Origin of the sequence: Acrocarpospora pleiomorpha (genome assembly GCF_009687885.1) — a bacterium.
In the GTDB taxonomy this organism is placed as follows: Bacteria; Actinomycetota; Actinomycetes; order Streptosporangiales; family Streptosporangiaceae; genus Acrocarpospora; species Acrocarpospora pleiomorpha.
This window is the reverse complement of sequence record NZ_BLAF01000035.1, coordinates 43,424-70,395: the sequence shown is the minus strand read 5'-3', so window position 1 is coordinate 70,395 and position 26,972 is coordinate 43,424. Positions and strand designations below refer to the sequence as shown.

The following is a 26,972-nucleotide window of genomic DNA, read 5'->3' as shown; positions in this document are numbered from 1 at the left end:
TACCTGTCATACCGATCAGGCACAAGTGGCTTTATCTGCCAAGAAACCTAAATAATTTCGGGGTTTCTCGGTACCACAAAGTGTTTTGTCCGTCAGTGTCGCAATCTGTCAGGGAAAAACACGGGAATGGGCGCGCGGACCCGTCCCGACCTAACGGGTCCGCGCGCCCCTGAGGGGGTTAGCTCCGCGTGCTCTGCGGCGGGCCGAGATAGCTGGTGAGCACCCCGCCGGTGTCCACCACCAGCTTCTGCACGACCACCGTCGGGTCCACCATCCAGAACTTGAGCGTGTGCGCGCCCGGCTGCGCGATGGTGTGCGTGGTGACCGTCCGGTTGACGTTGTCGGAGGTGTTGCGCTCCCACTGGCGGTTCATCACGGTGTCGTTCGAGCCGGTGGCGGCGATGACGTCCACCACCTGCGGGACGCCGTCGTCGATCGAGACCGCGTACTTGAGGCCATCGGTGGGCAGCACGTTGTTACGCGGCGACAGGTAGGCCGTGACCTTGACGGGACCGGTGCTGAACAGGTGCATCGTGTATTCCAGCCGCGGGCTGTTCCCGCCCGGCGTCTGCCGCGCCGCCGTGACCGGCACCGGCGTCAGACCCGATCCGGTACGGCCGATGCCCGGAATGCGCCGCCACGACACCCCGCCGGAGGAGACCGCCTTGGTGTACTTGTCCGCCTCGATCGACACATACCCGTTCGCCTCGACGAACCCCTTGACCTGCGACACGTTCGGCTTCTGCACGACCGCCTGAACGACCACCCTGGACCCGCCGGGCCCGGTGACGGTGATCGGCACGTTGGTGGTGCCCTTGGGCGCCTTCGACCAGTCCACCCGCAGCGTGCTGCGGACCTGCTTGTCCAGCCTGCCCCTGCTGGGCTCGGCCTTCAGCCAGGAGACCGACGGCCTGATCTGGTAGTCGAACGCCGTCGTGCCCCGGTTGAACACCTCGATGTACTGCTCCGGCTGGCTCTGGTACGGGCTGAACGCGGGCAGCACCGCCGGCGTCGTCGCGTTCGGCCACCAGGCGTTCGAGCCGTCCACGGCCACGCCCATCTCGGCGGCGGCGGGCAGCTGGATGCGCTTGACCGCGGGGAAGATCTCGTCGGGCAGCGCGACGTTGTTGAGCTCGGGCTGCTGCCAGGGCGCGTTCGGGCCGTAGCGGGCGATGTCGCCGTACCCGATCTTGGGCTGGAGCTGCCAGTTCTTCCACTTCCCGCCCGCCAGGCCGGTGTTGTAGTGCTGGTTGAGTGCCTGGTCGTCGGCGAACCTGGCCTCGGCCAGCGCGGCGAGGTCGTTGGTGGCGGCCCGGCCCTGCGCCGCGTAGCGGAGGTTGTTGAACTCGGCCAGGCGCAGCGCGTACAGGTTGGCGGTGGCCTTGACCTGGTAGAGCACGAGCTGGAAGTAGGCGTCCTGGGCGGCGCTGCCGAGCTGGCGGCCGATCTTCTCGGCCTGGGCGGACAGGGCGGCCCACTCGGCGGTCACGCGTTCCAGTTCGCGGTAGTTGGTCAGGCTGTAGGGGCTGGCCTGGTCGTCGTAGAGCACCGCGCTGGAGTCGGTGGACAGGTCCTTGGCCGGGTCCAGGCCGATCAGGCGGTTGAGCAGTTCCGGCTTGCGGCGGGACTGCAGGGCGGCGTAGGTGTGCAGGACGTCGGCGACGGCCTCGGCCTTGCTGTCGCCGAAGTTCTGGGCCGCGTACTGCTTCTCCCATTCGGGCAGTTTCTCCAGCGGCCATTTGTCCGGGTTCCAGGCGTAGTCGAGGAAGAACTGGAGCGGGAGTTCCTCGTTCTTCATGTCGCCGACGTTGACCACCCAGAGCCGGTCCACGCCGTACTCATAGGAGAGGTTGAGCTGCTCCCAGATGTTGGGCAGCTGGTTGGTGTCCACCCACTTGTAGTTGCGGCCGCCGCCAACGTAGTCGTAGTGGTAGTAGAGGCCGTAGCCGCCGGCGCGGGGCGGCATGCTCTGGTCGGGCAGCTTGCGCATGTTGCCCCAGTTGTCGTCGGTGAAGACGACGGTCACGTCGTCGGGCACGCGCAGGCCGCGGTCCCAGTACCGCTGGACCTCCTTGTAGAGGGTCCACACCTGCGGGACCTCCGTGACGTCCCGGCCGGACTCCTGGGCGAGGATCTCGCGCTCGCTGTCGATGATGCCGCGCATCAGCTCGATGCCGTCGCCGTCGGGCAGGCTCACGTCGCCGTTGCCACGCATGCCGAGCGTGACGACGCCCTCGAAGTCCTCGTCCCGCATCCGGCGGATCCCGTCCCGCCAGTACGCCTTGATCGCGTCGGGGTTGCGCCGGAAGCTCCACTCGCCGGTTCCCCCGTAGGGGTCACGGCCCGGCGTGACGATGTTCCCGGCCGAGTCGCGTACGGCGGCCACCGCGTGCCGGTTCCACTCCTCGATGCCGCGCATCATCGGCGCCTCGTGCGAGGTGCCCATCACCACCCCGTACGCCTTGGCGGTGGCGTGGTTCTGCGGATCGTCCTCGGCGAACGCCCGCCCCCACACGGCGGGCCACAGATAGTTGGCCTTCAGCCGCAGCATGGTCTCGAAGACCTTCGCGAACAGGTGCCGGTTGAACCCGCCCTCGAAGCCGGGCGCGAGGCCCGGGCCGAAGAACTCGGGCCCCCAGGTGCCGAGCGCCGGGTTCTCGTCGTTGATGAAGAAGCCCCGGTACTTCACGGCGGGAGTGCCCTGGGTGTGCCGCCCCGGCTCGACGTAGAGCGAGCTCCGATGCCTGATCGGCACGTCGTCCCACCAGTACCAGGGCGAGACGCCGATCTGTTTGGACACGTCGTAAACCCCGAAGATCGTGCCGCGCTGGTCGCTTCCGGCGATCACGAACGCGCTCCGCACGCCGGGCAACGGGTCGCGCACGACCTGCTCGATGGTGGTCTCCCACTTGCCCGCGATGCTGGAGACGTCCAGCTTCCCGGCGGCGACCAGGCCGTCCACGAGCGGGCTGTGCCCGAGCGTGCCGACGATCACCACCTCGCCCTGGGCCTGGCCGGACACGGCGGGGCGCACGCCGGTCACCTTCTGGATGTCGGACCGCAGGTCGCCGACCGCCCTGACCACGCCGGGATAGTCGTCGGCGCTGACCACCAGCGGAGCCGCCCGGCCCCCGGCGACCAGGGGGAATCGCCCGTTTCCCGGACTGCCGACGATGTAGGAACCGTGCTGGGCACCCGCCTCGGCGGGCACGGCCGTGACGCCGGCCGCGATCACCACCCCAGCGGCTAACAGGATTCTGGACACAACTGAACCTGCGGAGAGCCTTGCCATGACGCGACCTCCGGGTGCGAGTTCTCCGAAAGTTTCTTTATCCACACGAAACTTTCACCATCGACGCAACCCGGGATGTTAGACCCGACGACTGACCTGGTCAACCACGGATGACAAGTACGCAGGGCCATCCCATGTACGTTTCACCGGGAACGTTCGAAAACGATTCGACGTAACCGGTCCGCCGAGGGGCGGTCGAGGACGCGTACGCCGTGCGCGGGTGGCAGCGCGCCGGTCCTGGCCCGGTCCAGCAGCACCCGCCAGCGGCGGCGGTGCCGGTCGAAGGTCACCTCCGGCACGACCCGGCCGCGCGCGATCTGCCCGGCCATGGCCGTCTCCGCCGGCACGTCCAGCATGATCACGTGGAGCTGGCGGCCGGTGAGGCGGGCCAGCAGGGCGAAGCCGTACAGCAGGTGCGGCCAGGCCGCCCGGGAGTGGGCGACCACGGGCCGCCCGTTCGGGAGGCTGCGGACGATCCGCCACGTGTGAGCGAGATGCACGACCAGGCTGCGGCCCCGGCGGGGCAGGCGCGCGAGCAGGCGGGCCCAGCGGACCCGGGCCTGGCGGGAGTCGATCACCAGGGTGCCATCGTGCAGGACGGGGCGGGGCTCGTCGCCGCGCAAGCCGTACAGCTGGTCGAGCAGGGTGCTCTTGCCCGCGCCGGGCAGGCCGGTGAGCAGGACGAGAGCCCGCGGCGGGAACACGATCTCCAGCGCGGTGCTCCTGGGCATCAGGCCCGCACTCGAGAAGGCATGCAGCACACGATAACGGCTACCGGGCGTTGACAGGGATCCTCAACCCCCCTGCCGCCGCGCCCGGTGCACTTGAGAGACTTTCGACCATGAGTTTTCTGCTGGCCCTCAGCGATCTGCACATCGGGTATCCGGAGAACCGCGAGATCGTCGAGCGGATCCGGCCGCGGACGACGTCGGACTGGCTGCTGGTGCCGGGAGACATCTCGGAGAAGGCCGCCGACATCGAGTGGGCGCTGGGCCTGCTGGCGTCCCGGTTCGAGAAGGTGGTGTGGGCGCCGGGCAACCACGACCTGTGGACCCATCCCTCCGACCCGGACCAGATCCGCGGCGTGGAGCGGTACGAGCGGCTGGTGAAGTCGTGCCGGGAGCTCGGGGTGGTGACGCCGGAGGATCCGTACCCGATCTGGACCGGGCCGGAGGGGCCGGTCACGGTGGCGCCGCTGCTGCTGCTCTACGACTACACCTACCGGATGCCGGGGGTCACCACGAAGGCGGAGGCGCTGCGGATCGCCCACGCGGCCGGGGTCGTCTGCACCGACGAGATGCTGCTCCACCCCGACCCCTACCCGAGCATCGACGCCTGGTGCCAGGCCCGCCTGGACGAGACCGAGCGCCGCCTGAGCGAGCTCCCGCCCGGCACGGCGACCATCCTGGTCAACCACTATCCGCTGGTCAGGGATCCGACGTTCGTGCTGCGCTATCCGGAGTTCGCGATCTGGTGCGGCACCGAGCGGACCGCCGACTGGCACCTGCGCTTCAACGCCCGCACGGTCGTCTACGGCCACCTGCACATCCCCCGCACCACCTGGTATGACGGCGTGCGCTTCGAGGAGGTCTCGCTCGGCTACCCGCGCGAGTGGCGTCCGCGCGCGGCCCCGCCCGGAGTTTTGCGGCAGATCCTTCCCGGTTAACCAGAAACCCGTCCCATAGCCAGCCGCATAGCCGCCGACCAGACGATTCACCGTCGCGGCTGTCCAGATCACGACTTTCTAGTTAAAGTCCAGCGTGATCGCGGTCACCACCAGGCCAGACTCGCGCAGCCAGCGCCCGTCGAAGCCGGTGAGCCCGCGCGGCCCCGGGACCAGCAGGCGGGCGGCGAACGTGCCCGCCGGGTCGAGGGTGATCTCCGCCTCCTCGAAGCCGAGCCAGCGGCGGGCCAGCGGGAACCAGGCCTTGTAGACCGACTCCTTGGCGCTGAACAGCAGCCGGTCCCAGTGCACCGAGTCGTCCAGCTCGCCGAGCGCCTGCCGCTCGCCGGGAAGCGCGATCGTGTCCAGCACGCCCTCCGGCAGCGGCGCGTCCGGCTCTGCGTCAATGCCGACCGTGACCGCTTCGACGGAGAGCGCGGCGGCGCGGTAGCCGTCGCAGTGGGTCATCGCCCCGACCACGCCCGGCGGCCAGCCCGGCGCGCCGCGCTCGCCCGGCACGATCGGCGCGGGCGGGATTCCGAGCCTGGCCATGACCTGCCGCGCGCAGTGGCGCGCCGTGGTGAACTCCCGCCGCCGCTTGTCCACCGCCTTCGCGATGTACCGCTCCTCCTCGGGGAACAGGGTGGCCTCCACCGGATCGGCGAACGCCTCGGCGCTCTCCACCCACGCCGGCAGGATCTTCTCGATCAATGAACCCTCCAGGGTCGGCTACAGGGACAGGCCCAGCAGCCCGGTCTGCACGCCCACCGACACGTCCAGGCCGTTGCCGCCGAGAATCGGCAGCTCGACGGAGGCCTCGACCTCCAGGATAGGCGCGCTGGTCGGCTCGGAGGCGGGGGGCGGCGGCTGCTTCGACTCGCCGTCCGGCACGGTCGCCGGGTCATCCTCGGGCTCGGCGCTCGGAGCGTGCGATTTCGAGGGGTCGTCCTTCGCCGTGGGCGTGGGCGTCGAGCTCTTTCGCGGCTTGGCGGTGCGCGGGGCGCCGGTCTCCTCGGCGATCACCACCGGTTTGTGGTGCACCGGGAGCGGCTCGCTGTTCTCGGCCGGCTGGACGGTCACCAGGCTGGGCGTCGGGAGCAGCGTCACCGCCGGACGGGGCTGCGGCTGCGCGGCCTGGTACGACTGCCGCGACGGCCGATCGCCGGCGGAGACGGCCACCACGACGACCGCGGCCGCGGCGAGGGCCACCAGGGTGGCGACCTTGACGCGGCTGGGCCGGGGGGCTGGGGGCTCTACCGGCTCCTCGGGGACGGCGGAGGCGTGGGAGGACGCGAGGGCGGCCAGGGCGACCCGGCCGGGCCGCTCCCAGTCGGGGCCGAGCGCGGCCACCGCCACCGCCTCCACCTCGGCGGCGAAGGCCGCGGCCGAGGACGGCCGGTGCTGCGGGGCCTTGGACAGGCCGCGCTCGACCAGCCGCCGCAGCCCTTCCGGCACCTGCTCGACCGGCGGCGGCACGGTCCGGTGCAGCCAGCCCAGCCGCGCCGCCGCGGCCGCGTCGAACGGCGGCCCGCCGGTGAGGCATTCGAAGAACACGGCGGTCACCGCGTAGATGTCGCTCGCCGGGCTGGCGGGCGCGCCCCGCCACAGTTCCGGCGCCTTGTACGCGGGCGCCTCGGCCGGGTCGGCGACCAGCCGGATCCCCCCGGCCGGGGTGACGATCACGTTCTCGGGCGCCAGGTCCGGATGCGCGGCCCCGTCCCGATGGTCCGCCGCCAGCGCGATCAGCGCGCCTTTCAGCACCAGCAGCGCCGCCGCGAATCCGGTCGCGCCCTCTTCCCTGATCAGCAGGCGTAAGTTGGCCCCGTCGCCCACGTCCGCTTCGCCGCCCTCTCCGTCCACCTGCTCGAGGTTCTCCTCGGGCCAGGCTATGTCCGGGTCCGCCATAACGGCCTCCCAGGATCTAATGAGAAAGCTGTGATCTCGGACGGCCGCGGCGGTGCGTCGCCTGGTCGGCGGCTTGCGGCTGGCCATGAGACAGGTTTCTCGTTAACTGCGGATCAGATCACCTCATCTACGGACGTTAGCCACCTACACTTCCGGTGTCGAGCCCGCCTCTCGACAGATAGGGCCCCGCAATTCACGATGAAATCGCCTGACAACAAGGGGGAGGTCCCGTGGCGCGGAGATCCTGGGGTGATATCGCCTTCGTTGGATTTCTCGTCTTAGTCCTGGCGGGCGTGACCGCGCTGCTGGTCCGTCCGCCCTCGGTCACACCGCCGCCGCGCCCGCTGGCCGCGCCGTCGTTCCCGGCCCAATTGGCCGCCTTCCCGTCCGTACGGGAGGTCTGGCCGGAGGCCGTGGCCAAGATCCCGGCCTGGTCGTTCCGGGACTGGGCGCTGCGCCCGCTGGCCCGGATGGACGCGACCCGGGTGCTCATGGAGGAGGTCGGCGACCCGGGCAAGGAGTCCACGCTCATCGCCTTCAACCTCCAGATGGGCCTGGGCGTGCCGCTGGGCACGATCCCGAACCGGCGGGGCCGCGAGGAACACGAGATCACCTCGGCCGTCGCCGCGGACGGCGCGGTCGCCTGGTACCGAACCGTCGAGGAGAAGTCGGGCACGGTCGGCGAGCTCTGGACCATGCCCGCCGACGGCGGCGAGGCCCTGCTGCTCGCCACCATCCCCGGCGTCACCGTCGGCCGCGACCCCAAACTCGCCATCAGCGGCGAGGACCTGTTCTGGACCTTCCCGGCGGGCGGCCTCGACCGCATCCCGCTCAAGGGCGGCGACGTCCAGCGGATCCAGAACACCGACGGCATGCGGCTGAAGGACTGGCCGTGGATCGGCGACAACCGCCGCCTGCTCAACCTGGCCACCGGCGAGCGCATCACCGTCCGCGCCCCCGCCGACGCCGACATCACCTGCGGCCCTCGCTGGTGCGTCGGCACCCAGATCGTCTCCACCACCACGGTGCGCGTCTTCGTGCAGCGCCCCGACGGCTCCCGCCGCGCCATGCTCCCGCCCTGGGTGGTCTTCCCGTTCGGCCTGCTCGGCCAGCGCTACCTGCTCCTGCAGACCGTCCCCCCGCGCGGCTCCCCCGCCGGCGACAAGGCCCCCAGCTCGATCGTCTACGACCTGGACACCGGCATCACCGCCACCCTGATGACCCTCTACGGCACCGAGCCCGTCCTCGGCGCCGGCGGCGTCAACCCCGGCGTCGCCGACCCCCTCGTCTACTGGGCCACCCCCGACAAGGCCACCACCGCCCCCAAAAGCGAGTCCAAACGCAACCTGGTCCGCTCCGCCGCCACCTTCGCGATGACCCACCAGGGCGTCGACGCCCTCTTCGCCGTCCCCGAAAAGTACTGGCTCCTCGACACCACAGCCCTGACCGGCTGACCGGAAGCCAATAATAAGTCTGCCTATTATAAGTGCGCTTATCATTGGCCGCCGAAAGACGCGCGGCCCGCCGGAGCGGGCCGCGCGTTGGGTTGTGGGGTCAGGGGAACATGCGGACGGCGTCGCAGCCGAAGAAACGGTAGGTCTCTCCCTGGCGGGGTGAGTAGGAGCCCGCGAGGCAGGCTTCGGTGGCGTTGGCGGGTAGGTCGGTGTCGTGGGCGGTGAAGGTCATCAGCATGTCTAGGTCGAGGTCGATGACGATCTCGAGGGGGCCGCGTTCGATGCTGAGGGTCTTGATGCCGATGTTGTGGATGGGGGGCGCGCCGTGGGCGGCGGCGCCGTTTCTGGTGCCGAAGCGCACGGTCTCCGGCTTGATCTTGGTGGCGTCGAAGGCGAGGGGGAGGTTGTATTCGCCCGCCCGGGTGGTCAGGGCCGCGACCGGGACGACGCCGTGGGCGAGGTTGACCAGGTTGGGGTTGAGGCCGGGCACGATGTTGATGGCGACCGGGACGATGCAGTCGACCGTGAAGGTGGCCTGGCGCTGGTTGTTGGCGGGAGTGGGGTCGGAGTCGTCCGTACTGGCGGGGGTGACCGTGCCGGTCACCGTGTAGGTGTGCGGTCCCGGCTGGGCGCAGCCGATGGTGAGCGTCTTCTGGACGGTTTGCGGGGTTCCGGCGGCGAGCGCGGCCACCGGGGTGGTGGTTGAGGCCGGGGTGATGGACGCGCCCGACGCGGCCGTCGCGGCCGTGGTCAGGGTGGCGTTCATCGGGGTGGACGGGCCGCTGTTGGCGACCGTGCCGGTGACCGTCACGGGCAGGGTCTGCCCGATCAGGATCTGGCTGGGGGCCGTGGCCTGGAGCGCGGTGACCGACAGGTCGGCGACGGCGACCACCCGGGTGGCGGTGCTCGCCTCGTTGTCGGCCGATTCGGAGTCGGGGCCGGCCAGGTTGCTGACGACCGCCCGGTTGGTGAGCGTCTTGGGGCCGCCGTTGGCGTGGACCAGACCGGCGGGCACGCTCGCCCGGAGGGTGAACTGCCTGGTGCCGCCCGCGCCCAGCTCGCCCAGGTTGCAGGTGACGGTCGCGCCGGAGGCCGTACAGGGGGTGGAAGCGCCGGTGTAAGTGACGACGGCGGGGAGGGTGTCGACGACGCGGACCGAGGTGGCGGGGGCGTCGCCCTCGTTCGTGACGGTGACCGTGTAGGTGAGCTCGGTGCCCGCCGCCACCGGGTCGGGGGCGTCGGCCACGGTCACGGCCAGGTCGGTGGTGTTCAGGTCCCGCCAGATGGCCTCCAGCCGGGCGGCGGTGGGCTCGTGGTGGTCGGCCCGGTGCACCGGGGCGTTGGCGGAGTCGCCGAACTGGCGGAACGGCAGCGAGATGAAGGTCCAGTCGTCGGATCCGCGCAGCGTGCTGTCGGTGCTGGCGTTCATGCACTCCACCGGCTCGCCGTTGAGACCCACCGTGTCGATGTTGGCGATCACCGGGTTCTCGTACGGCGGGTCGGCGCGGTCGCCGTTCCAGTCCGGCCGGACGTCCAGGTCGCGCGGGGCGCGGCGGCCCGCGCCGTTGACGAAGACGAACCGGTTGGCCGGGTCGGCGTCGTCCACGATCACGTTCTCGTTGAGCTGGTTCTCGATCAGGTTGGCGAGGGGCGCGTTCCCCCGGGATTCGCCGTCGAAGGCGACCCTCGGCGGGGAGTAGTCGAGGATGCGCCCGCCGCCCTGACGGGCGATCCCGGCGCCGCTGAGGAAGTAGTTCATGATGCTGACGTAGTTGGGCTTGCAGTTGTCGTCCTCGAAACCGCCGTGGTCGAGCAGGAGCGTGTGGCCCAGCTCGTGCATGACGCTGACGCCGTCGTTGTTGAAGTCGATGAAGTCGTTGCCGCCGTACTCGCCGCTGCCGCCTGGGGGATCGGTGCAGCCGTCGGGGTTGGCGCTGATCCCGTAGCGGAAGATCAGGCGGCGGGGCTTGTCGAACATCAGGTTCTTCGCGGCGTAGAACGCGTCGTCCAGGTCGCAGGCGGTCAGCCCGGAGATCATGTTGCCGCGGCCGTTGGCGCCCAGGTCGTCGCCGATCAGGCAGTCGGGGTCGTCGGCGTCGGCCCGGCCGTCGCCGTCGTCGTCGGCGTTGTTCCCGCAGTTGCCGGGGAGCGGATCCTCGACGTCGCCGTCCAGGTTCAGGCAGTCGCCGGTGTCCCTGCCGTCGGTCAGGCCGTCCCCGTTGTTGTCCAGGCCGTCGTGGCAGGTTCCGGCCGCCGTACCCTCGCGCAGGTTGGCGTCGGCCAGGTTGCCCATGTCGACGTGCAGGTTGATGCCGCGCGCGCCGTCCGGATTGGGCTGCGCGCTCACCCCTCCCCGGGTGCCCGCCAGGGTGCCCGCGTTCTTGGGGGCGGCCGCGAACGCGGCTTTCATCGCGGTCACGTCGGACTTGCTGAGGTTGCGGCCCTGCTCGTAGTCGAGTTCTAGGAACAGGTCCTTGTGGTTCGGGTCGGCCCCCATCGCGGGCAGGTCGACGTCGATGGTCCCGTCGCCGTTGTCGTTGTAGCCGTTGCGCTCCCAGCCGTCCAGCAGGCCGTCCCCGTCGGCGTCGGAGCCGGGCGTGGGGCTGACGTCGAAGCAGACCTCGACGCGCGGCTCGTCGTCATCGTCGCCGTCGCCGGTCGCGCACGACTGCGGCCAGTTCACGTCACCGGACCAGCGGCCGTCGGCGTAGTTGACGGTGAAGTCGAGGTTGTTGTCGTCGTTGCGGGGGCTGGTGTCGCCGAGGTCGTCGCCGCTCGTGCTGTCGTGGTCCCACAGCTGGATGGCCACGGGCACGCTCTGGGCGTTCTCGTCGACCTGCTGGGTCACCGCCCAGTACGGCTCGATCAGCTCCTGGTCCTCCGCGCCGCGCGGGGTGCGGTGTTCGACGCCGTTGATGAAGACCTTGGCGTAGAAGTCGGCGGCTGACTCGCCCGCGGCTTCCAGGCCCTCGTTGCGGCAGTCGTCGACGCAGCGCACCTTGGTGATCGTGATGGTGAGCGGCTTGGTGGCGACGGCCCGCGCCGCCATCGGCGGCAGCAGCGCCGCCACGAGCAGGATCGCCGCGGATGCCGCGATCCACCACCTTCGTAAGGCCATGTGCCTTCCCCTCCGTGAGAGTGTCCTGTCTTCTCACGGTCGGTCATAGGGAGGTCGCGGCGCGTGAGTAGCCTACTACCCAATTGACGATGGATCTGAGTGATCATAGTGTCGGCGGGAACGCTCCCACTGAGTACCGTACGACCGTAGTTCGCCGTACTCCCAGGGAGCACCCCCCATGATCGAGCTGCCGCTCACGGCCGCCCAGGAACGTGTCTGGTTCCTCCAGCAGGTGGATCCGCAGGACGCCTCCTACCATCTCTCCCAGACCACCCGGCTGACCGGCCCGGTCGACCCGGCGCGGCTGGTCCGCGCGTTCGGGGAGATCGTCGCCAGGCACGAGGCGCTGCGGGCCAGGTTCCCGGCCAGGGACGGCGGTCCGGTGCAGGTCATCGACCCGCCGTGGGAGTTCGAGCTGACGCGGTTGCCGCTGGCGGGCCCGGCCGAAGCCATGGTCAACGCGCTGATCGAGCGGCCGTTCGACCTGGCCGCCGGGCGGCTGCTGCGGGCCTGGTTGATCGAGTGCGGGCCGGACGAGCACATCCTGTGCGTGGTGGCGCACCACATCGTCTGCGACGGCCGGTCGATCGGCATCATCGCCGACGAGCTGACCGCGCGCTACGCCGGGGCGCCGCTCGAGCCCCTCCCCGTACGGTATTCCGAGGTCGTGGAGGTGGCGGAGGAGAGCGCGGAGTCGCTGGCGTACTGGACCGAGGCGCTGGCGGGGGCGGCGGCGCTGGAGCCGGTCACCGACCGGCCGCGACCGGCGGTGGCGGAGACGGCGAGCGCGCACCTGCTGCACCCGCTGCCGCCGGAGGTGACCGGCCCATTCGCGGCGCTCGCGAACCGGGAACGGTGCACACTTTTCATGGCGCTGATGGCGGTGTACCAGGTGCTGCTGTCGGGGCGCAGCGGCCAGAGCGACTTCTGCGTGGGCTTCCCGACGGCGGGCCGGGACCGGGAGGAGCTGGAAGGCCTGGTCGGATACTTCTCCAACACCGTCGTCGCGCGTGCCGACTTATCCGGCGATCCGGCGTTCCGTGAGGTGCTGCGGCGCACCCGTACCCGCCTGCTGGCCGGGTACCGCCACCAGAAGGTGCCGTTCGAGCGGCTGCTGCCCGCGCTGGACATCGAACGCGACCTGAGCCGCGCCCCCCTCTTCCAGACCATGTTCGGCATGCACCACCAGACCGGCGGCCCCGGCCTCCAGCTGGAGGGCGTGACGTCGGAGCGCGCCGACGCCGGGTTCGGCCACATGCCCTACGACCTGAAGGCCGACATCTTCGGCCTGAGCGGCGTCTGGCAGCTGCTGCTCGTCTACAACACCGGCCTCTTCGACGAGGAGACCATCCTCGGGTACGCCCATGACTTCGAAACCCTGATGGCCCGCGTCGCCGCGGACCCCGGCCTGCGCCTGTCCGAGCTGACCGCCCCCACCGGCGCGGAACACGACCGTCTCATCCGCGAATGGAACCGGACCGCGCCGCCCGCCGCCGACCTGCTCCCCGAGCTGTTCGACCGCCAGGTCCGCCTCCGCCCGGACGCGATCGCCGTCAGCGCGGGCGACACCCGCCTGAGCTACGCCGACCTCGACCGCCGCGCCGACGACCTGGCCGCCCGCCTTCCCGTACGCCCCGGCGAGCTGGTGGCCGTCTGCCTGCCCAGGACCCCCGAAGCCCTGGTGGCGCTGCTCGCCGTCCAGCGGACCGGCGCGGCGTACGTGCCGATCGATCCCGCCTTCCCGCCCGCCCGCCTGGCCTTCGTCCTGGACGACTGCGCCGCCGCCCTGGTCCTGGCGAGCGAGGAAACCGTCAAAGCCCTGCCGGAACATCCGGTCCCGACCGTGCTCATCGACAACCCGCCGCCCGCGCGCGACGGCTTCACCCGCGCCGGGACCCGGGGCGTGGACACCGCCTACGTCCTCTACACCTCCGGTTCGACCGGCAAACCCAAGGGCGTGCCGGTCCCGCACGCCGCCCTCGCCAACCTGCTGGCCTCGATGGCGGCGCTGCTGGACGCCGCGCCTGACCACGTCTGGCTCGGCCTCACCTCGCTCTCCTTCGACATCTCCGCGCTGGAGCTCTACCTGCCGCTCATCACCGGCGGCCGGGTCGAGATCGCCGGCACGGCCACCGCCGCGGACGGCTTCGCCCAGGCGCGGCTGATCAAGGAGGCGGGCGTAACCCACGTGCAGGCCACCCCGTCCGGCTGGCGCATGCTGCTGGACTCCGGCTTCCTCGACTCCGCGCTGACCGCCCTGGCCGGCGGCGAGGCGCTCAGCCCGGAGCTGGCCCGCCGCCTGCGAGCCTCGGCAGGGCGGCTGGTCAACGTCTACGGCCCCACCGAGACGACCATCTGGTCCACCTTCTGGGAGGTCCCCGCCGAACCCGCGGCGGTCAGGATCGGCTCCCCCATCGGCGGCACCCAGGTCTACGTGCTCGGCGAGCACCTCGGCCCGGTCCGCACCGGCGTCCCCGGCGAGCTGCTCATCGGCGGCGCGGGGGTCGCCCACGGCTACCTCGGCCGCCCGGCCCTGACCGCCGAACGTTTCGTCCCCGACCCGTACGGCGAGCCCGGCGCCCGCCTCTACCGCACCGGCGACATGGTCCGCTGGCGGCGCGTGGGCGAGCTGGAGTTCCTGGGCCGGACCGACAACCAGGTCAAGGTGCGCGGCCACCGGATCGAGCTGGGCGAGGTGGAGGCGGCCTGCGAGGCGTTCCCCGGCGTGCTCCAGGCGGTCGCCGCCGTGCACGAGGAGAGCCTGATCGCCTACGTCGTCGGCGAGGTCAGCCTGGGCGCGCTCTCCCGGGCGCTGGCCGCCACCCTCCCGGCGTACCTGGTGCCCGCCCGTTTCATCCGGATCGCCGCCCTGCCGATGACCCCGAACGGCAAGGTGGACCGGGCCGCGCTGCCCAGCCCGGCGGCGCAGCGCGCCGAGTTCACCCCGCCGAGGACCGACGCGGAGTCGCTGGTCGCCGACGTCTGGACCGAGGTGCTCGGGGTGCCGCGCGTGGGCGCGCACGACGACTTCTTCCGCCTCGGCGGCCAGTCCCTGCTGGCGGTCCGGGTGGCCGCGCGCATCCTCGCCATCACCGGCGTGGAGCTGCCGATCCTCACCATGTTCACCCGGCGGACGGTGGCCGACCTGGCCATCGCGCTGGAGGAGAGGCTGACCGCCGAATTGTCGGACATGTCGGAAGAGGAGGCCGAACGCCTGCTCGCCGGCGAGGCCTGATCAGGCGGCGTCCAGGACGAGGTTCTCCAGTTCCGGCAGGAAACGCGCGATCTGCTCGTTCGTCAGGCAGCGCGTGTCCGCCGTCAGCTGGAGAACCAGGCCGCCGTCCCGCGCGTCCAGGACCAGCAGGCAGAACCGGCAGCGGATGCCGTCCGGGTCGGGCAGCCAGTCCAGCCGAGACTTGGCGTCCGGACCGGCCGGGGCCCGGCCGGCGGCCTGCCGCACGTCGTTGAAGCAGCAGTACGGATTCAGCTCGGCCCCGCGCTCCTCCCCCAGCCGGGCCAGCGCCGCGTCCAGGGCGGGCTGGTCGTAGTAAGCGTGCCGGTAGGCGGCCAGCGCGGCCCGCCACGCCCGGGGCACCAGCTCGTCGAAGTCCGCGCCGACGTCGAGTGTGAACAGGCCGAGCTGGTCGAGCGTGGTGACCATGCCGCGCAGGTCGCCGGAGAAACGGTTGCCCACGATCGTGGACAGCGCCACCGACTCGTGCCCCGTGCGCGCGCCGACGAGCACGGCGGTGGCGGCCAGCAGCACGGTGGAGGAGCTCACCTCGTGCCGGTCCGCGACCTTCCTGGCGGCCGCCGCGAGCGCCTCGGAGGTCAGCCTGACCCGGCGGTGCCGGGGCCGTGAGCCGGGGTGTCCGGGGGTGAACATGACCGGGGGGACGCGCTCGTACTGTCCGGTCCAGAACGCGATGGCGGCGCGGGTGCGGCGCTCACCCCCGTCCCGCTGGTCGCGGGCCAGGTCCAGGGGCTGCGCGGGCGGCGGCCCGCCGATCGAGCCCTGGCGCAGCAGCACGCGCAGATCCCTGAGCACGATCTCGACGGCGTGCCCGTCGGCCGCCAGATGGGACAGCACGAGCACCACCCAGCGCACCAGGCCGCCCGAGGCGACCAGGCCCACCCGCAACGGCCAGTCCCTGGCGTGATCGAAGTCCGCCGCCGAGAACTCCGCCATGAGCGAGGCGGCGATGCCCACGGCGGCGCCCGGCTCGGCCTCCACGACCGTCAGCGGGATGCGTCCCGACGCGTGGACCACCTGCCGCGGCTCACCCGCGCTGACGATCACCTGGGTGCGCAGCGCCTCGTGCCGCTCGGCCAGCGAGCCGACCGCCCTGGCCACCTCCGCGGCCGCCGCGCCACCGCGCCTGGGCACCATCAGCACCCGCCCGATGTTGAAATGACCCGGCGGATTGCGCGCCATCGCGTCCCAGATCCCCCGCTGCCCCCAGGTCAGCGGAGCCTGCCCGGACCGGCCGCCACCGAAGTCGGCGTACACCCGTCGCCCCCTCCTCGCTTCTCGGGACCGAAAGTTTTCATTGCCGTACGAAAATTTCGAGGGAGCGCATCCGGATGCTAACCACGGCCGCTCGGACGGTCAACACGAGGGCTAGCCCGCTGGCGGCTCACCCCGCCGCGGCGGATATTCGGCACTGTCAGCATGTCGTCGGTGGAGAGGTCGCGATGAGGTTCTCCCGTGCCTGGTTGGCGATCGTCGTCGCCCCGACGTGGCGGGCGCATGTCGCCCTGATCGTGCTCATCGCGTGCGCGCTGGCCACGGTTCTGGCCGCGGCGGCGGGCGCGCGGCGCGGCGCGTCCGCGCAGGAACGGCTGCGGATCGACGCCCTGCCCGCCGACATCCTGGTGCAGAGTCAGATACCGGATTTCGACTGGGACCGGGTCCGGGCCATGCCAGGGGTGGCCGCGGTCGCACCGCTGGCGGTGTCCGCGCTGACCGTCCAGGGCGTCCAGCTGTGGTGGGACTCGGCACCGCCGGCCGGCGCCGAGATCTGGCGGTCCATCGAACGCCCGGTGGTGCTGGCCGGGCGGCTTCCCGACCCGGCCCGAGCCGACGAGGTGGTGGTACTTCCCCGTTTCGTGGAGATATACGGCAAGGGCGTCGGCGACACGGTGGTGATCCAGCTGAGCACCCCGGAGGAAGTCGACCTGGTCGGGGATTCGGCCGGGTCCCCCGGCGGGCATGGGCCGAAGATCGTGGCACGGATCGTGGGCGTGATCCGATCGCCCTACTTCGTCGACCCCAGCGGGGGCAGGGGAACGCTCCTTCCGTCGCCTGGGCTGTTCCTGACGTACGAAGAAAATTTCATGGGCGTGGATCGGCGTGGCGGCTTCACCATCGCGCTCGTCCGGCTGACCGACGGCGAGGCGGGGCTGCCGGCCTTTCGTGAGGCCTTCGCGGCGCTGACGGACCGCCCGGTCGTCAAGATCGATAGCCTCGCGGAAATCCGCCGCGACGCCAACCGGCTGCTCGGCTACGAGGCCACCGTGCTGATCGCCCTCGGCCTGGCCGCGCTGGCCGCCGCGGCGCTCATCGTCGCCCAGTTCACGGCCCGGCTGACCGGCGCCGCGATACCCGAGCTGCAGCGCCTGCGCGCCTCCGGTCTCACCCCCGGCCAGGCGGTGATCGCCGCCGCTCTCGGCCCCGCGCTGGCCGGGGTGCTCGGCGCGGCGCTCGGCGTGGCGGGGGCCGCCGCCGCGTCCCCGTGGATGCCGATCGGCTCCGCCGCCGCGTACGAGCCGCGCCCCGGATTCGACCTGGACTGGGCCGTCCTGCTGCCCGGCCTGCTCGGCGTGCCGGTCGTGATCACGCTGGGCGCGACCGGGTACGGCTGGATCCTGCTCGGCGCGGCGCGCTCACCCCGCCGCGGCACCCCTTCCGTGATCGCCACGCTCGCCGGTCGCCAGGGCTGGCCGGTGCCGATCCAGACGGGCCTTCGCTTCGCCCTGGAACGCGGAAAGGGTCTCGGCACCCTTCCGATCGGCTCCGCGTTGACCGGGACCGTGGCGGGCGTGCTGGGCGTGCTGGCCGCCTTCACCTTCGCCGCCGGAGTGCACGACGCGGCCACCAACCCGGCCAGGTACGGCCAGACCCACCAGCTCATCGTCTTTCTCGGCTTCAACGGCCAGGGCGCGCCGGCCGACCGGGTGATCCCGGCGCTGGCCCGCGACCCGGACGTGGCGGGCGTCGAGGACCGCCCCATGTCCCCGGCCGTCTCCGGCCCGCTCACCTTCGCCGTGTACGGCTACATACCCGGCGACCATCCCATCCCGGCCGGGGAGCTCAGGGCCGGACGGCTGCCCACCACCGACCGCGAGGTCGTGCTCGCGGCGCGCACAGCGGACGCCCTCGGCGTGGGCGTCGGCGACCGCGTCCCGCTCACGGGATCGCTGGGGACCCGGGACTTCACCGTCACCGGCGTCGGCTTCGTCCCTGAAGGTCCGGCCAACAACTACGCGGAGGGCGCGCTCACCACCGGCGACGGCTTCCGTGCCCTGTTCGCCTCCTACGAGATCGACACGCTCGACGTCACTCTCCGCGCCGGATCCGACGCGGCGGCGGCCACGACCAGGCTCGCCCGTGCGGCGAGCGCGGCCACCGGCGGCGCCAGGCTCGGTGTCGTGCCCTTCTTCGAACCCCGCCAGCTCATCGAGATCAAAGGCATCCCCGCGCTGCCCGCCGTGCTGGGCGGCTTGCTGGCGCTGCTGGCGCTGGCCGCGACCGGCCACACGCTGCGGGCGGCCGTCCGGCGGCGACGGCAGGAGGTGGCCGTGCTCCGAGCGCTGGGGATGACCCCCGCCCAGTCCCGGTGGATCGTGCTGACCCAGGCGACGGTGCTGGCCCTGGTCGGCCTGATCGCCGGGGTGCCGCTGGGCTTGGCGCTGGGCCGGGTGCTGTGGCGCACCGTCGCCGAGAGCGCCCCCATGCTCTACGCGCCGCCGACGCCGGTGGGCACGCTGCTGCTGATCGCTCCGGCCGCGCTGCTGGCCGCGGCGGCGCTGGCGGTGTGGCCCGCCAGAACCGCCGCCCGCATCCGCGTCGCGAACGTCCTGCGCGCGGAGTGAACTAGACGGTCACGGCTCCCCTGGCCGCCCGGGGCAGCAGCGCGAACGCGCCCAGGTAGAGGATCCCGGCCACGATCAGCAGCGCGTTGTAGCCGACCACCAGGGCCAGGTATTCCAGGCAGCCGCCGACCATCGCGCCGAGCAGGTTGGCGCCGAAGGCCAGGGTGCCGTTCTCGGTTTCCGCGAAACGTTTGGCGAACACCACGTTGGCCGCGAAGATCGGCAGGAACGCGATCACCACGGCCGTGACCAGGCGCAGCGGCACCGGCAACGACAGCAGCCAGGAGTTGGGCACCAGCCAGCCGATGGCCAGGCCGGCCAGGATCACGCCGTACATGACCGGCAGGGACGGGGTGCGGAAGCGGCGGGTCGTCTCCACGGCGGCGAGCACCGCGACCAGGACGCCGCCGAACACGATCGCGTTGACCAGCCAGGTGGTGCCGAACAGCAGCGCGAAGCCGGTGACGTTCTTGGTCTCCAGCAGCAGGAAGCCGACCCCCAGCAGGAACAGGTCCGCGTAGGGCCGCATGGTCCGGAACGGCCCCGCCACCGCGCGCACCGCGAGCAGGCTGACCAGCAGGATCAGGCCGAGCGCGACGATGTACAACATCGGGATGGAGGTGTCGTGCAGGTAGAGGAACGGGCGGTCGTCGCTGGTCGGCGGCGGGGTGTCGGCCGACGCGCCGCCCCACTCGCCGGCGCAGGTCTGGTCGGCGGCGGTGAGCCCGGCGGTGATGACGGCCTGCTGGCCCCAGCCGACCACGTCCACGCACGGCTTGTGGCCGAAGGCGGCCTGGGCGGTGGATGCGAGCCGGTCCATCAGCCAGATCTCGCGGTAGTAGTTGTACATCGCGAACGCGCCGCCCGGCTTGAGGTGCTCCTGGGCCGAGCGCATGGCCTGCTCGGTGAACAGGTAGCTCTCCAGCCGCAGCGAGCTCGCCCCGGAGACGAGGGTGAGCGAGTCGGGCAGCGCGAACAGGATCAGGTCGTATTTCTTGTCGGTGCGCTCCAGGAACGCGCGGCCGTCGTTGATGTGGGTGGTGACGCGCGGGTCCTGGTAGGGCCGGTCGGGGTGGAACGAGCCGCCGAGCTCGCGCAGCTTGGGGTCGATCTCGACGGCGTCGACGTGCTTGGCGCCCTTGGACAGCGCGATGGCCACGTCGGTGCCGCTGCCCGCGCCGACGATCAGCACGTCGTCGAGGGTCTTGGTGGCGGCCCGGTCGTACGGCGTGCCGTACTGCGGCTCCAACTGCAGCCGCTGTGCGGCCGCGATGGCCTCCTGGTGCGGGATGCCGTTCACGTCGATCCGCATGATCGGCACGCCGTCGCGCACGAACTTCTTCTCGGTCACCTTGTAGTACGGCGACCACAGCGCCCCCGCCGTGAACGTTTCAAGCGCGAGCGCCGTCACCACGGCCACGCAGGGCACGATCACCAGGACGAAGTGGGCGCCGGCCGTCTTGGGGCGCAGCAGCACGCCGTACGCGACGGCGGCGACCAGCCCCCACACCAGGGGCGGCGCGCTGAGGAAGGACAGCAGCGTGAACAGGCCGATGCCGATCAGGCTGCCGATCAGGTCGTAGCGGTAGGCCTCCAGCCGCGGCAGCTCGGGAAAGCAGCGGCCGACCAGTTCGGCGGGGCCCATCAGGACCAGCGCCGCCGTCACGAAGATCACCGGCAGGATCAGCCAGGCCGGGGGGCCGCTGGTGGTCAGGCTGGTGAAGTAGAGGATGCCGTCGGTCTCGCGGTTGACCACGACCGGGAAGAAGCTGACGACCAGCACCAGCACGGCCAGCAGGATCGGCGAGTAGTACGGCTGCCGCTTGCTCCGCCCGACCCGCAGGAAGCCGAGCCCGATGCCCAGGAAGGACCCGAGCAGCACGAAGTTGGTGAAGTAGCTCAGGTGGACGATGTTGGATCCGGTCCACCGGATCAGCGCGAGCTCCAGGAAGAGCATGAACGCGCTGGCCACCACCAGCCTGGGTCGCACTGGGATCCAGTGAGCGGGGGGTGCGCCGTCATCCTCGTGCAGAGTCGCGTCTGCTTGCATCGTCACGGGTGGAGGCTAGCGAAGAACGCCACTCCGAGCCAGATGCCCGATTCGTGTATCCCTATCTTATGGCAGGGTTGTCCGCTATGGAGCTGATCGCCGATCACACCGTGCTCTCGGTCGTGGTCGGATCCCGGGCGTACGGCCTGGAGGTCGCCGAATCCGACACCGACCGCCGGGGCGTCTACGCGGCTCCGGCGGCGCTGTTCTGGCGGCTGGACAAACCGCCCACCCATCTGGACGGTCCGCTGCCCGAGCAGTTCTCCTGGGAGATCGAACGGTTCCTCACCCTGGCTCTGGCCTGCAACCCGACCGTGCTCGAATGCCTGTGGTCCCCGATCGTGGAGCGGATCACCCCGATCGGGACCGAGCTGCTGGCGCTGCGGCGCGCGTTCCTGTCCCAGCGGGCCAGGCAGACCTTCCTGGAGTACGCCGGCGCCCAGTTCAAGCGGCTCAACCCCGAATCGCCTAAATGGAAGCAGGCGATGCACATGATCCGGCTGCTGATCTCGGGACGCCATCTGGTCCGGCACGGCGAACCCCTCGTCCACATGGGCGAATACCGGGACCGGCTGCTGGCGGTCCGGCGCGGGGAAGTCGCCTGGTCCGAGCTCAGCGCCTGGCGGGACGAGCTGACCGCCGACCTCGGCGCGAACGCCGGAGTCCTGCCCGAGCACCCTGACCGTGCCGCCGTGGAGGAGTTCCTGGTGGCCGTACGAAAGTCGACGCTGTGACCACGACCCTGCCGCGCTGGCTGGCCGACATCCCGGCCGAGCAGCCGTACCCGCTCGCCTTCGCCACGGTCAGCGGCGCCCATCTGTACGGGTTCCCCTCCGTGGATTCGGATGTGGACCTGCGCGGGGTGCATCTGCTGCCGTTGCCGGACATCGTCGGGTTACGCCCGCCCGAGGAGACGATCACCCGGTCGTGGCGGCGGGACGGGGTCGAGGTCGATCTGGTCACGCACGACCTGGCCAAGTTCTGCGGGCTGCTGCTGAACCGGAACGGGTACGTGCTGGAGCAGCTGCTGTCGCCGCTGGTGGTGGCGAGTTCGCCGGTGCACCAGGAGCTGGTGGCGATCGCGCCGGGGTGCGTGACGCGGTTTCACGCCTACCACTATCTGGGGTTCGCCCGGACGCAGTGGAAACTGTTCGAGAAGGCGCGCGAGCTGAAGCCGCTGCTGTACACCTTCCGGGTGCTGCTGACCGGCATCCACCTGGTCAGGACCGGGGAGCTCGTCGCCGATCTCACCCGGCTGTACGGGGGCGGACCGCCGTACCTCAAGGAGCTGGTGGGCGCCAAGAAGGCGGGCGAGCACGGCGGCCTGCCCGGTGGTGCTCCGGCCCTCGACGTGCTGGCGGGGGATGTCGACACGCTGACCGCCGCCCTGGAGCTGGCCAGGGATGAATCGACGCTGCCGGGCGCGGCCACGGCGGCGGACGCGCTGCACGATCTGGTGGTGCGGGCGCGGCTGGGCTGATCAGGGACTTCGGTAGGGGATGGTCCGGGCGTAACGCCGGAAGCCCATGCCGCGGTAGAGCACCTGCGGGATCGGGTAACCGGAGTCGCCCCGGGGGTAGACGATCGCGGTGGTCGCGCCCGTGTCGCGGAGGGCGTGGAGGGCGGCCAGGCAGACTGCCCGGGACAGGCCCATGCGCCGGAATTCCGGGACCGTCCCGACGGGCTCGATCAGGCCGACGCCGTGCAGGTCGTCCAGCCAGATGAGGCAGCTCGCGGCGAACTCCCCATCGGGGCCTTCCGCCACCCAGTCCAGATCAGCGCGGTACGGCCATGCCGCCATCAGGGCTCGGTAGGACTCTTCGGTCACCTTGGTCGAATTCCAGGATCGGCGGTGCACGGCCGCGCGGCGGACGAGATCGGCTTCGCCTGAGACGGCCCGCACGAGGAACCCGTCCGGCACCACGGGATCCGGCAGCTGTTTCAGCGAGCGCCGGTGGTAGGCAAAGAACGCCTTCTGCTTCGAGTCCCGGAAATATCCGTATCTGTCCAGTTCTGACTGGAGGCCCTTCTCCACGTCGAGGGCCGGGACCGTCACCGGCTGCCCGTCGGCGAGATCCGTGAACCAGCGGAGAACCTCGCCGGTCAGCTCTGGATACCCCGGATCCACCAGTAAGCGGAAATCCCACGGTAAGTTGGCCCAGCCCCAGGCGACCACGCGGCCGCCGTCCTCCCACAGGCCGATCGGCCACCGCGTGAGCTCCGGCGGATACATCAGCCTTCCCCAGGCCAGATCCCCCACATGATGGGCGCTCCGGGGCGACCACAGGCGCTGGGTCAGGCCCTGCATCGCGCGCAGATCCGCCGGCTTCGTGAGCTCCCGCATGCCTGCCATGATCAGGGCAGGCGGCCTACGTGGGCCAGGGCCTGCTTCAGCAGCACGCCCTGGCCGCCCGTCATCTCCTGCTGCACCAGCGGGGAGGCGGCCTCGGCCGGGGTGAACCACTCCAGATCGAGCGCGTCCTGCCGGGGGCGGCAGTCGCCCGCGACCGGCACGATGTAGGCCAGCGACACCGCGTGCTGGCGGGGGTCGTGGTAGGGCGTGACGTCCTGGGCCGGGAAGTACTCGGCCACCGTGAACGGCTGCGGCGAGGCCGGGATGCGGGGCAGGGCCACCGGGCCGAGGTCCTTCTCCAGGTGGCGCATGAGCGCGTCGCGGACCCGTTCCCGGTAGAGCACCCGGCCGGAGACCAGGGCGCGGCTGACCTGTCCGTCCGTGCCGATGCGCAGCAGCAGGCCGACGTGGGTCACCACGCCCGACTCGTCGACCCGGACGGGGACGGCGTCGACGTACAGGATCGGCATCCGCCCCCGGATGGCCTCCAACTCCTCCGGAGCCAGCCAACCAGGTGCGGTTTCGGTCATTTCGGTCATTGATCGATCGTACTCGGCATGGGTGTGCCCACCTCGCAACAATGACGAGATGGGCACCGAGATGGGTTCGAACCGGGTCAGCGGAGTCCGGCACGCTTGTCCAGGGCGACGACGGTGAGCCAGGAGACAGCCACCAGCGCCCCGAGGCCAAGGGTGAGCGCGCCCGTGTACCCGCCCGAGATCGCCCAGACCTCGCCCGCCAGGAAGATCACCGCCGCAATCGACCACCGGCCTGAGCTCCCCGCCGACCAGGGGTTATCTGGATACTTCAGCATTACCTGTCCTATGTTGAGGGCTGCATTACCTGTCACATCCCGGCTAATCCCAGGTCAGGCGAGAGTCGGTCGATTTCGGTGCCGGTCGTACGACGCGTGACTGACAGCACGAAGCGATCGAACAAGGAGAAGACCATGCGATTCCTGATGACCATGAAGGGCGGCGGACCGGCTCCGGACGAGGCGCTGTACGCCGAGATGGGCAAATTCGTCGAGGAGATGACCAAGGCCGGCGTGCTTCTGGCAACCGGAGGCCTGGACCCCGCAGGCACCCGCATCACCGCCTCCGGCGGCGACATCACCATCACCGACGGCCCTTTCGCCGAGGCACGCGAGGCGATCGTCAGCTTCGCACTGCTCGAGGTGCGCTCCAAGGAGGAGGCCATCGAACTCAGCCGCCGCTTCTGGAAGATCATCGGCGACGGCGTAGGCGACATGCAGCAGGTGTTCGGCCCCGAATAGACACACCGAACGTGGCGAGGAGCAATGATTCCAATGATCCGGACGTGGGACGCGCACGCCGCGGTCGTCGGAGTCGGAAGCCGAGGCGTGATCACGGTGATCCGATCACGACGTCGTGGGACGCCCACCTCGCATTCGACGGAATCTGGAAGCTGAAGCGATGATCCAATCACGACGTCGTGCAACGTGCGCACCGCGATCGGCGGAGTCTGGAAGCTGAAGCGGATGATGCCGGTGATCCGATCATGACGACGTGGGATGCGCACGCTGCGGTTGACGGAGTCTGGAAGTTGGAGTCCGCGAGGATTATCGCCGGGCTCGTTCGGCTTGCGGGGGATGTCAGCCTGGCTGAGGAGTTCGCGCAGGATGCGCTCCTGGCTGCGCTGGAGCGGTGGCCGGAGTCAGGTGTCCCGGATAATCCGGGTGCCTGGCTGATGGCCATCGCCAAGCGCAGGGCCGTCGACCATCTGCGCCGTGCCGGGCGGCTGGACCGTGGGAACGAGAAGCTGGCCCACGAGCTCGCGGTCCGGCCGGACCCCGGCGCGGACGACCTGGACGCGGCGCTGGACGATCTCGATGGCGGGGTCGGCGACGACGTTCTGCGGCTGATGTTCATCTCCTGCCATCCGGCCCTGTCCACCAGGGCGCGGGTGGCGCTGACGTTGCGGCTCGTCGGCGGGCTGCGGACCGAGGAGATCGCGCGGGCGTTCCTGGTGTCGGAGGCCGTGGTCGCGCAGCGGATCGTGCGGGCCAAGCGCACGCTGGCCGCCCGGCGGATCCCGTTCGAGGTGCCCGCGGAGCGGGACCGCGAGGCCCGGCTCTCCTCGGTGCTCGAGGTCATCTACCTGGTGTTCAACGAAGGATACGCGGCCACCGCGGGCGAGGACCTGATGCGGCCCGGACTGTGCCTGGAGGCGCTGCGGCTCGGCCGGTTGCTGGCCCGGCTCACGCCCGGCGAGGCCGAGGTGCATGGCCTTGTCGCGTTGATGGAGCTTCAGGCGTCGCGCGCCGAGGCCCGCACCGGTCCCGAGGGCGAGCCGATCCCGCTGCACGAGCAGAACCGGGGGCGCTGGGATCGGCTGCTCATCCGCCGGGGCATGACGGCGCTCCTGGCGGCCAGGGCCGCCGGTGGCCCGCTCGGCCCGTACATGCTCCAGGCCGCCATCGCGGTCTGCCACGCCCAGGCCCTCACCGCGGAGGAAACCGACTGGGCGCGGATCGCGGCGCTCTACGAGGCGTTGTCCCGGGTGCTGCCCACCCCGGTCGTGCGGCTCAACCGGGCGGTCGCGGTCGCGATGGCGCACGGGCCAGAGGCCGGCCTGGCCCTGGCCGATCCGCTGCTCGCCGAACCGTCGATGCGTGGCTACCACCTGCTGCCCGGCGTACGCGGCGACCTGCTGGCCAGGCTCGGCCGCAACACGGAGGCACGCGCCGAGTTCGAACGCGCCGCCGCGCTCACCCAGAACGCGCCCGAACGCGCGACCCTGCTGAAACGCGCGGCCGCCTGCGAGGAGCGAGCCGACGCGGTCACCCTCTCGCACGCGGTCGCCGCCTTCCTGGCCCGCGACGACCTGGATCCCGCGACCCTGCGCGCCTACGGCCAGACGATGAACCGCCTGGTCAGGCAGGTCGGCGGGGAGGTGGCGCTGCCCGATCTCACGGCCGAGCGAATCGCGGCGGCCTTCGCGGCCGGGTGGGGCAGGGCCGCCGCAGCGACCTGGAACCGGCATCGCGCCGCCGTCCGCTCCTTCACCGCGTGGGCACGAAGCGACCGGGGCTGGACCGCCGCCGACCTGGCCGCCGGGCTCGACCGGCGCCCCGAACCGCGCGGCAGGACCCGGGGCATGGACCCGGCCCACGTGGAAACCCTGCTCACCCGGCCCGGCCTCGCCCTGCGCGAGCGCGCCCTCTGGGCGATGCTCTACGAGAGCGCAGCCGGAGCGACCCTGGCCCTGTCCCTCGACATCGAGGACCTGGATCTCGACGGCGGGCACGCCCGCGGCGTGCGCTGGGGACCCAGGACGGCCGCGCTGCTCCCCCAGCTCATCGCCGGTCGCCACCGCGGACCCGTATTCCTCGCCGACCGCAGACCCGCCCCGGCGCGCATGCCGCCCTCCCGCGACATATGCCCAGAGACAGGCCGCCGCCGCTTGTCGTACGAACGGGCGGAGTACTTGTTCAAGCAGGCGTCGCATGGCAACACCTTCTATCAACTGCGACTGGCAGAACCCTCCGCCACCCGGCGGCGTTCGCCGTCGTAAACCTCGGCCGCGTCGGGCCCGGCCGTGGCCACGGTCAGCCGCTGCGGCCCGACGGCGAGCACAAGCAGCCGATATCGGAATTCCGGTCCAACCAAATCCCGCCCATAACGCCGGAAAAGCTCCGCCATGAGGACAATCTGCAATGGTCCGTGCACTACGAGATCGGCGTATCCCTCGGCGGCGGCGAAGCGGTGGTCAAAGTGAATACGATGCGCGTTATACGTGAGCGCCGAGAACCGGAACAACACCACCGGATCGACGCCGAAAACGAACCGATGTTCGCCCATCGGCAAGCCCCCGGCGGTCGCCCGGCTCACCCGCAGTACCCGCCTCGACACCGAGCAGCCCGGCCAGTGCCCGCCCGGCGTGCAGGGTCGATAACCCCTTCTCGCCGGATGTCCACCAGCACCCTCCGCTCATTTAAGCGACCACCGCAAAGCAATTCGCGATGCTATTTCGGAATCATGCGTATGCCACGAAATGGGTTACCATTATTCACAACGCA

General features: G+C 70.9%; 19 protein-coding genes. 8 read left to right on the top strand and 11 right to left on the bottom strand.

Annotated elements, in window-relative coordinates:
• Positions 1-178: 178 nt before the first annotated feature.
• Both Aple_RS28640 and Aple_RS28635 read right to left on the bottom strand, forming a co-directional pair.
• The gene (locus tag Aple_RS28640; RefSeq protein ID WP_246264847.1) at positions 179-3,265 is read right to left on the bottom strand and encodes a glycosyl hydrolase 115 family protein; all 3,087 of its coding nucleotides are present in this window, start codon (positions 3,263-3,265) and stop codon (positions 179-181) included.
• Positions 3,266-3,435: 170 nt separating this feature from the next.
• The gene (locus tag Aple_RS28635) at positions 3,436-4,023 is read right to left on the bottom strand and encodes an ATP-binding protein (RefSeq protein ID WP_170321703.1); all 588 of its coding nucleotides are present in this window, start codon (positions 4,021-4,023) and stop codon (positions 3,436-3,438) included.
• A gap of 110 nt (positions 4,024-4,133) precedes the next feature.
• Here Aple_RS28635 and Aple_RS28630 point away from each other — a divergent pair, with 110 nt between their 5' ends.
• Complete coding sequence (locus Aple_RS28630) at positions 4,134-4,958, top strand: metallophosphoesterase family protein (protein ID WP_155347827.1); 825 nt, start codon at positions 4,134-4,136, stop codon at positions 4,956-4,958.
• Between the two features lie 78 nt (positions 4,959-5,036).
• Here Aple_RS28630 and Aple_RS28625 read toward each other — a convergent pair whose 3' ends face one another.
• Positions 5,037-5,666 carry a 4'-phosphopantetheinyl transferase family protein gene (locus Aple_RS28625; RefSeq protein WP_155347826.1) on the bottom strand — a complete coding sequence of 210 codons (630 nt, stop codon included), beginning with the start codon at positions 5,664-5,666 and terminating at the stop codon, positions 5,037-5,039.
• 18 nt (positions 5,667-5,684) lie between these two features.
• On the bottom strand, positions 5,685-6,860 hold the full coding sequence (locus Aple_RS28620) for a serine/threonine-protein kinase (RefSeq protein WP_170321702.1): 1,176 nt from the start codon (positions 6,858-6,860) through the stop codon (positions 5,685-5,687).
• 230 nt (positions 6,861-7,090) lie between these two features.
• On the opposite strand from Aple_RS28620, the gene Aple_RS28615 reads away from it, so the two are divergent.
• Positions 7,091-8,314 (top strand): hypothetical protein, encoded by a 1,224-nt coding sequence (locus Aple_RS28615; protein ID WP_155347824.1) that lies wholly within the window; start codon positions 7,091-7,093, stop codon positions 8,312-8,314.
• Between the two features lie 100 nt (positions 8,315-8,414).
• On the opposite strand, the gene Aple_RS28610 is transcribed toward Aple_RS28615, so the two are convergent.
• Positions 8,415-11,432: a DUF11 domain-containing protein gene (locus Aple_RS28610; RefSeq protein WP_155347823.1), complete on the bottom strand. Its 3,018-nt coding sequence runs from the start codon at positions 11,430-11,432 to the stop codon at positions 8,415-8,417.
• A 178-nt stretch (positions 11,433-11,610) separates the two neighbouring features.
• On the opposite strand from Aple_RS28610, the gene Aple_RS28605 reads away from it, so the two are divergent.
• Complete coding sequence (locus Aple_RS28605) at positions 11,611-14,667, top strand: non-ribosomal peptide synthetase (RefSeq protein ID WP_155347822.1); 3,057 nt, start codon at positions 11,611-11,613, stop codon at positions 14,665-14,667.
• Here Aple_RS28605 and Aple_RS28600 read toward each other — a convergent pair whose 3' ends face one another.
• Positions 14,668-15,942 (bottom strand): condensation domain-containing protein, encoded by a 1,275-nt coding sequence (locus Aple_RS28600; RefSeq protein ID WP_155347821.1) that lies wholly within the window; start codon positions 15,940-15,942, stop codon positions 14,668-14,670. It abuts the gene before it with no gap.
• 185 nt (positions 15,943-16,127) lie between these two features.
• Here Aple_RS28600 and Aple_RS28595 point away from each other — a divergent pair, with 185 nt between their 5' ends.
• Positions 16,128-18,527, top strand: coding sequence for an ABC transporter permease (locus Aple_RS28595; RefSeq protein WP_155347820.1), 2,400 nt, complete (start codon positions 16,128-16,130; stop codon positions 18,525-18,527).
• A gap of 1 nt (position 18,528) precedes the next feature.
• Here Aple_RS28595 and Aple_RS28590 read toward each other — a convergent pair whose 3' ends face one another.
• Positions 18,529-20,577 carry a spermine/spermidine synthase domain-containing protein gene (locus tag Aple_RS28590; RefSeq protein WP_155347874.1) on the bottom strand — a complete coding sequence of 683 codons (2,049 nt, stop codon included), beginning with the start codon at positions 20,575-20,577 and terminating at the stop codon, positions 18,529-18,531.
• Between the two features lie 68 nt (positions 20,578-20,645).
• On the opposite strand from Aple_RS28590, the gene Aple_RS28585 reads away from it, so the two are divergent.
• Entirely contained in the window at positions 20,646-21,311 is a 666-nt protein-coding gene (locus Aple_RS28585; RefSeq protein ID WP_246264846.1) for a nucleotidyltransferase domain-containing protein, read from the top strand.
• Complete coding sequence (locus Aple_RS28580) at positions 21,308-22,057, top strand: nucleotidyltransferase domain-containing protein (RefSeq protein WP_155347819.1); 750 nt, start codon at positions 21,308-21,310, stop codon at positions 22,055-22,057. The genes Aple_RS28585 and Aple_RS28580 overlap by 4 nt, the downstream gene beginning before the upstream one ends.
• Here the strand turns inward: Aple_RS28580 and Aple_RS28575 are convergent, their stop codons facing one another.
• The 3 genes from Aple_RS28575 to Aple_RS28565 form a co-directional block, all read right to left on the bottom strand.
• The gene (locus Aple_RS28575) at positions 22,058-22,921 is read right to left on the bottom strand and encodes a GNAT family N-acetyltransferase (RefSeq protein WP_155347818.1); all 864 of its coding nucleotides are present in this window, start codon (positions 22,919-22,921) and stop codon (positions 22,058-22,060) included.
• Positions 22,922-22,932: 11 nt separating this feature from the next.
• A complete protein-coding gene (locus tag Aple_RS28570) occupies positions 22,933-23,469 on the bottom strand; it encodes an NUDIX hydrolase family protein (RefSeq protein WP_218038542.1) in 537 nt (178 codons plus the stop codon).
• Between the two features lie 77 nt (positions 23,470-23,546).
• Positions 23,547-23,744 carry a hypothetical protein gene (locus Aple_RS28565; protein ID WP_155347817.1) on the bottom strand — a complete coding sequence of 66 codons (198 nt, stop codon included), beginning with the start codon at positions 23,742-23,744 and terminating at the stop codon, positions 23,547-23,549.
• Between the two features lie 135 nt (positions 23,745-23,879).
• On the opposite strand from Aple_RS28565, the gene Aple_RS28560 reads away from it, so the two are divergent.
• Both Aple_RS28560 and Aple_RS28555 read left to right on the top strand, forming a co-directional pair.
• Positions 23,880-24,206 carry a YciI family protein gene (locus Aple_RS28560; RefSeq protein WP_155347816.1) on the top strand — a complete coding sequence of 109 codons (327 nt, stop codon included), beginning with the start codon at positions 23,880-23,882 and terminating at the stop codon, positions 24,204-24,206.
• A 245-nt stretch (positions 24,207-24,451) separates the two neighbouring features.
• On the top strand, positions 24,452-26,467 hold the full coding sequence (locus Aple_RS28555; protein ID WP_155347815.1) for a DUF6596 domain-containing protein: 2,016 nt from the start codon (positions 24,452-24,454) through the stop codon (positions 26,465-26,467).
• Here Aple_RS28555 and Aple_RS28550 read toward each other — a convergent pair.
• Complete coding sequence (locus Aple_RS28550) at positions 26,416-26,754, bottom strand: HTD2 family dehydratase (protein ID WP_155347814.1); 339 nt, start codon at positions 26,752-26,754, stop codon at positions 26,416-26,418. The two genes, Aple_RS28555 and Aple_RS28550, sit on opposite strands and share 52 nt — an antisense overlap.
• Positions 26,755-26,972 lie beyond the last annotated feature (218 nt).

Bases quoted from the DNA above. Each gene is read 5' to 3' on its own strand.
- Aple_RS28555 (WP_155347815.1), top strand. From the start codon at position 24,452: ATGACGACGTGGGATGCGCACGCTGCGGTTGACGGAGTCTGGAAGTTG.
- Aple_RS28635 (WP_170321703.1), bottom strand. From the start codon at position 4,023: ATGCCCAGGAGCACCGCGCTGGAGATCGTGTTCCCGCCGCGGGCTCTC.
- Aple_RS28590 (WP_155347874.1), bottom strand. From the start codon at position 20,577: ATGCAAGCAGACGCGACTCTGCACGAGGATGACGGCGCACCCCCCGCT.
- Aple_RS28620 (WP_170321702.1), bottom strand. From the start codon at position 6,860: ATGGCGGACCCGGACATAGCCTGGCCCGAGGAGAACCTCGAGCAGGTG.
- Aple_RS28605 (WP_155347822.1), top strand. From the start codon at position 11,611: ATGATCGAGCTGCCGCTCACGGCCGCCCAGGAACGTGTCTGGTTCCTC.
- Aple_RS28595 (WP_155347820.1), top strand. From the start codon at position 16,128: ATGAGGTTCTCCCGTGCCTGGTTGGCGATCGTCGTCGCCCCGACGTGG.
- Aple_RS28585 (WP_246264846.1), top strand. From the start codon at position 20,646: ATGGCAGGGTTGTCCGCTATGGAGCTGATCGCCGATCACACCGTGCTC.
- Aple_RS28565 (WP_155347817.1), bottom strand. From the start codon at position 23,744: ATGCTGAAGTATCCAGATAACCCCTGGTCGGCGGGGAGCTCAGGCCGG.
- Aple_RS28550 (WP_155347814.1), bottom strand. From the start codon at position 26,754: ATGGGCGAACATCGGTTCGTTTTCGGCGTCGATCCGGTGGTGTTGTTC.
- Aple_RS28630 (WP_155347827.1), top strand. From the start codon at position 4,134: ATGAGTTTTCTGCTGGCCCTCAGCGATCTGCACATCGGGTATCCGGAG.
- Aple_RS28560 (WP_155347816.1), top strand. From the start codon at position 23,880: ATGCGATTCCTGATGACCATGAAGGGCGGCGGACCGGCTCCGGACGAG.
- Aple_RS28575 (WP_155347818.1), bottom strand. From the start codon at position 22,921: ATGCGGGAGCTCACGAAGCCGGCGGATCTGCGCGCGATGCAGGGCCTG.
- Aple_RS28610 (WP_155347823.1), bottom strand. From the start codon at position 11,432: ATGGCCTTACGAAGGTGGTGGATCGCGGCATCCGCGGCGATCCTGCTC.
- Aple_RS28570 (WP_218038542.1), bottom strand. From the start codon at position 23,469: ATGACCGAAATGACCGAAACCGCACCTGGTTGGCTGGCTCCGGAGGAG.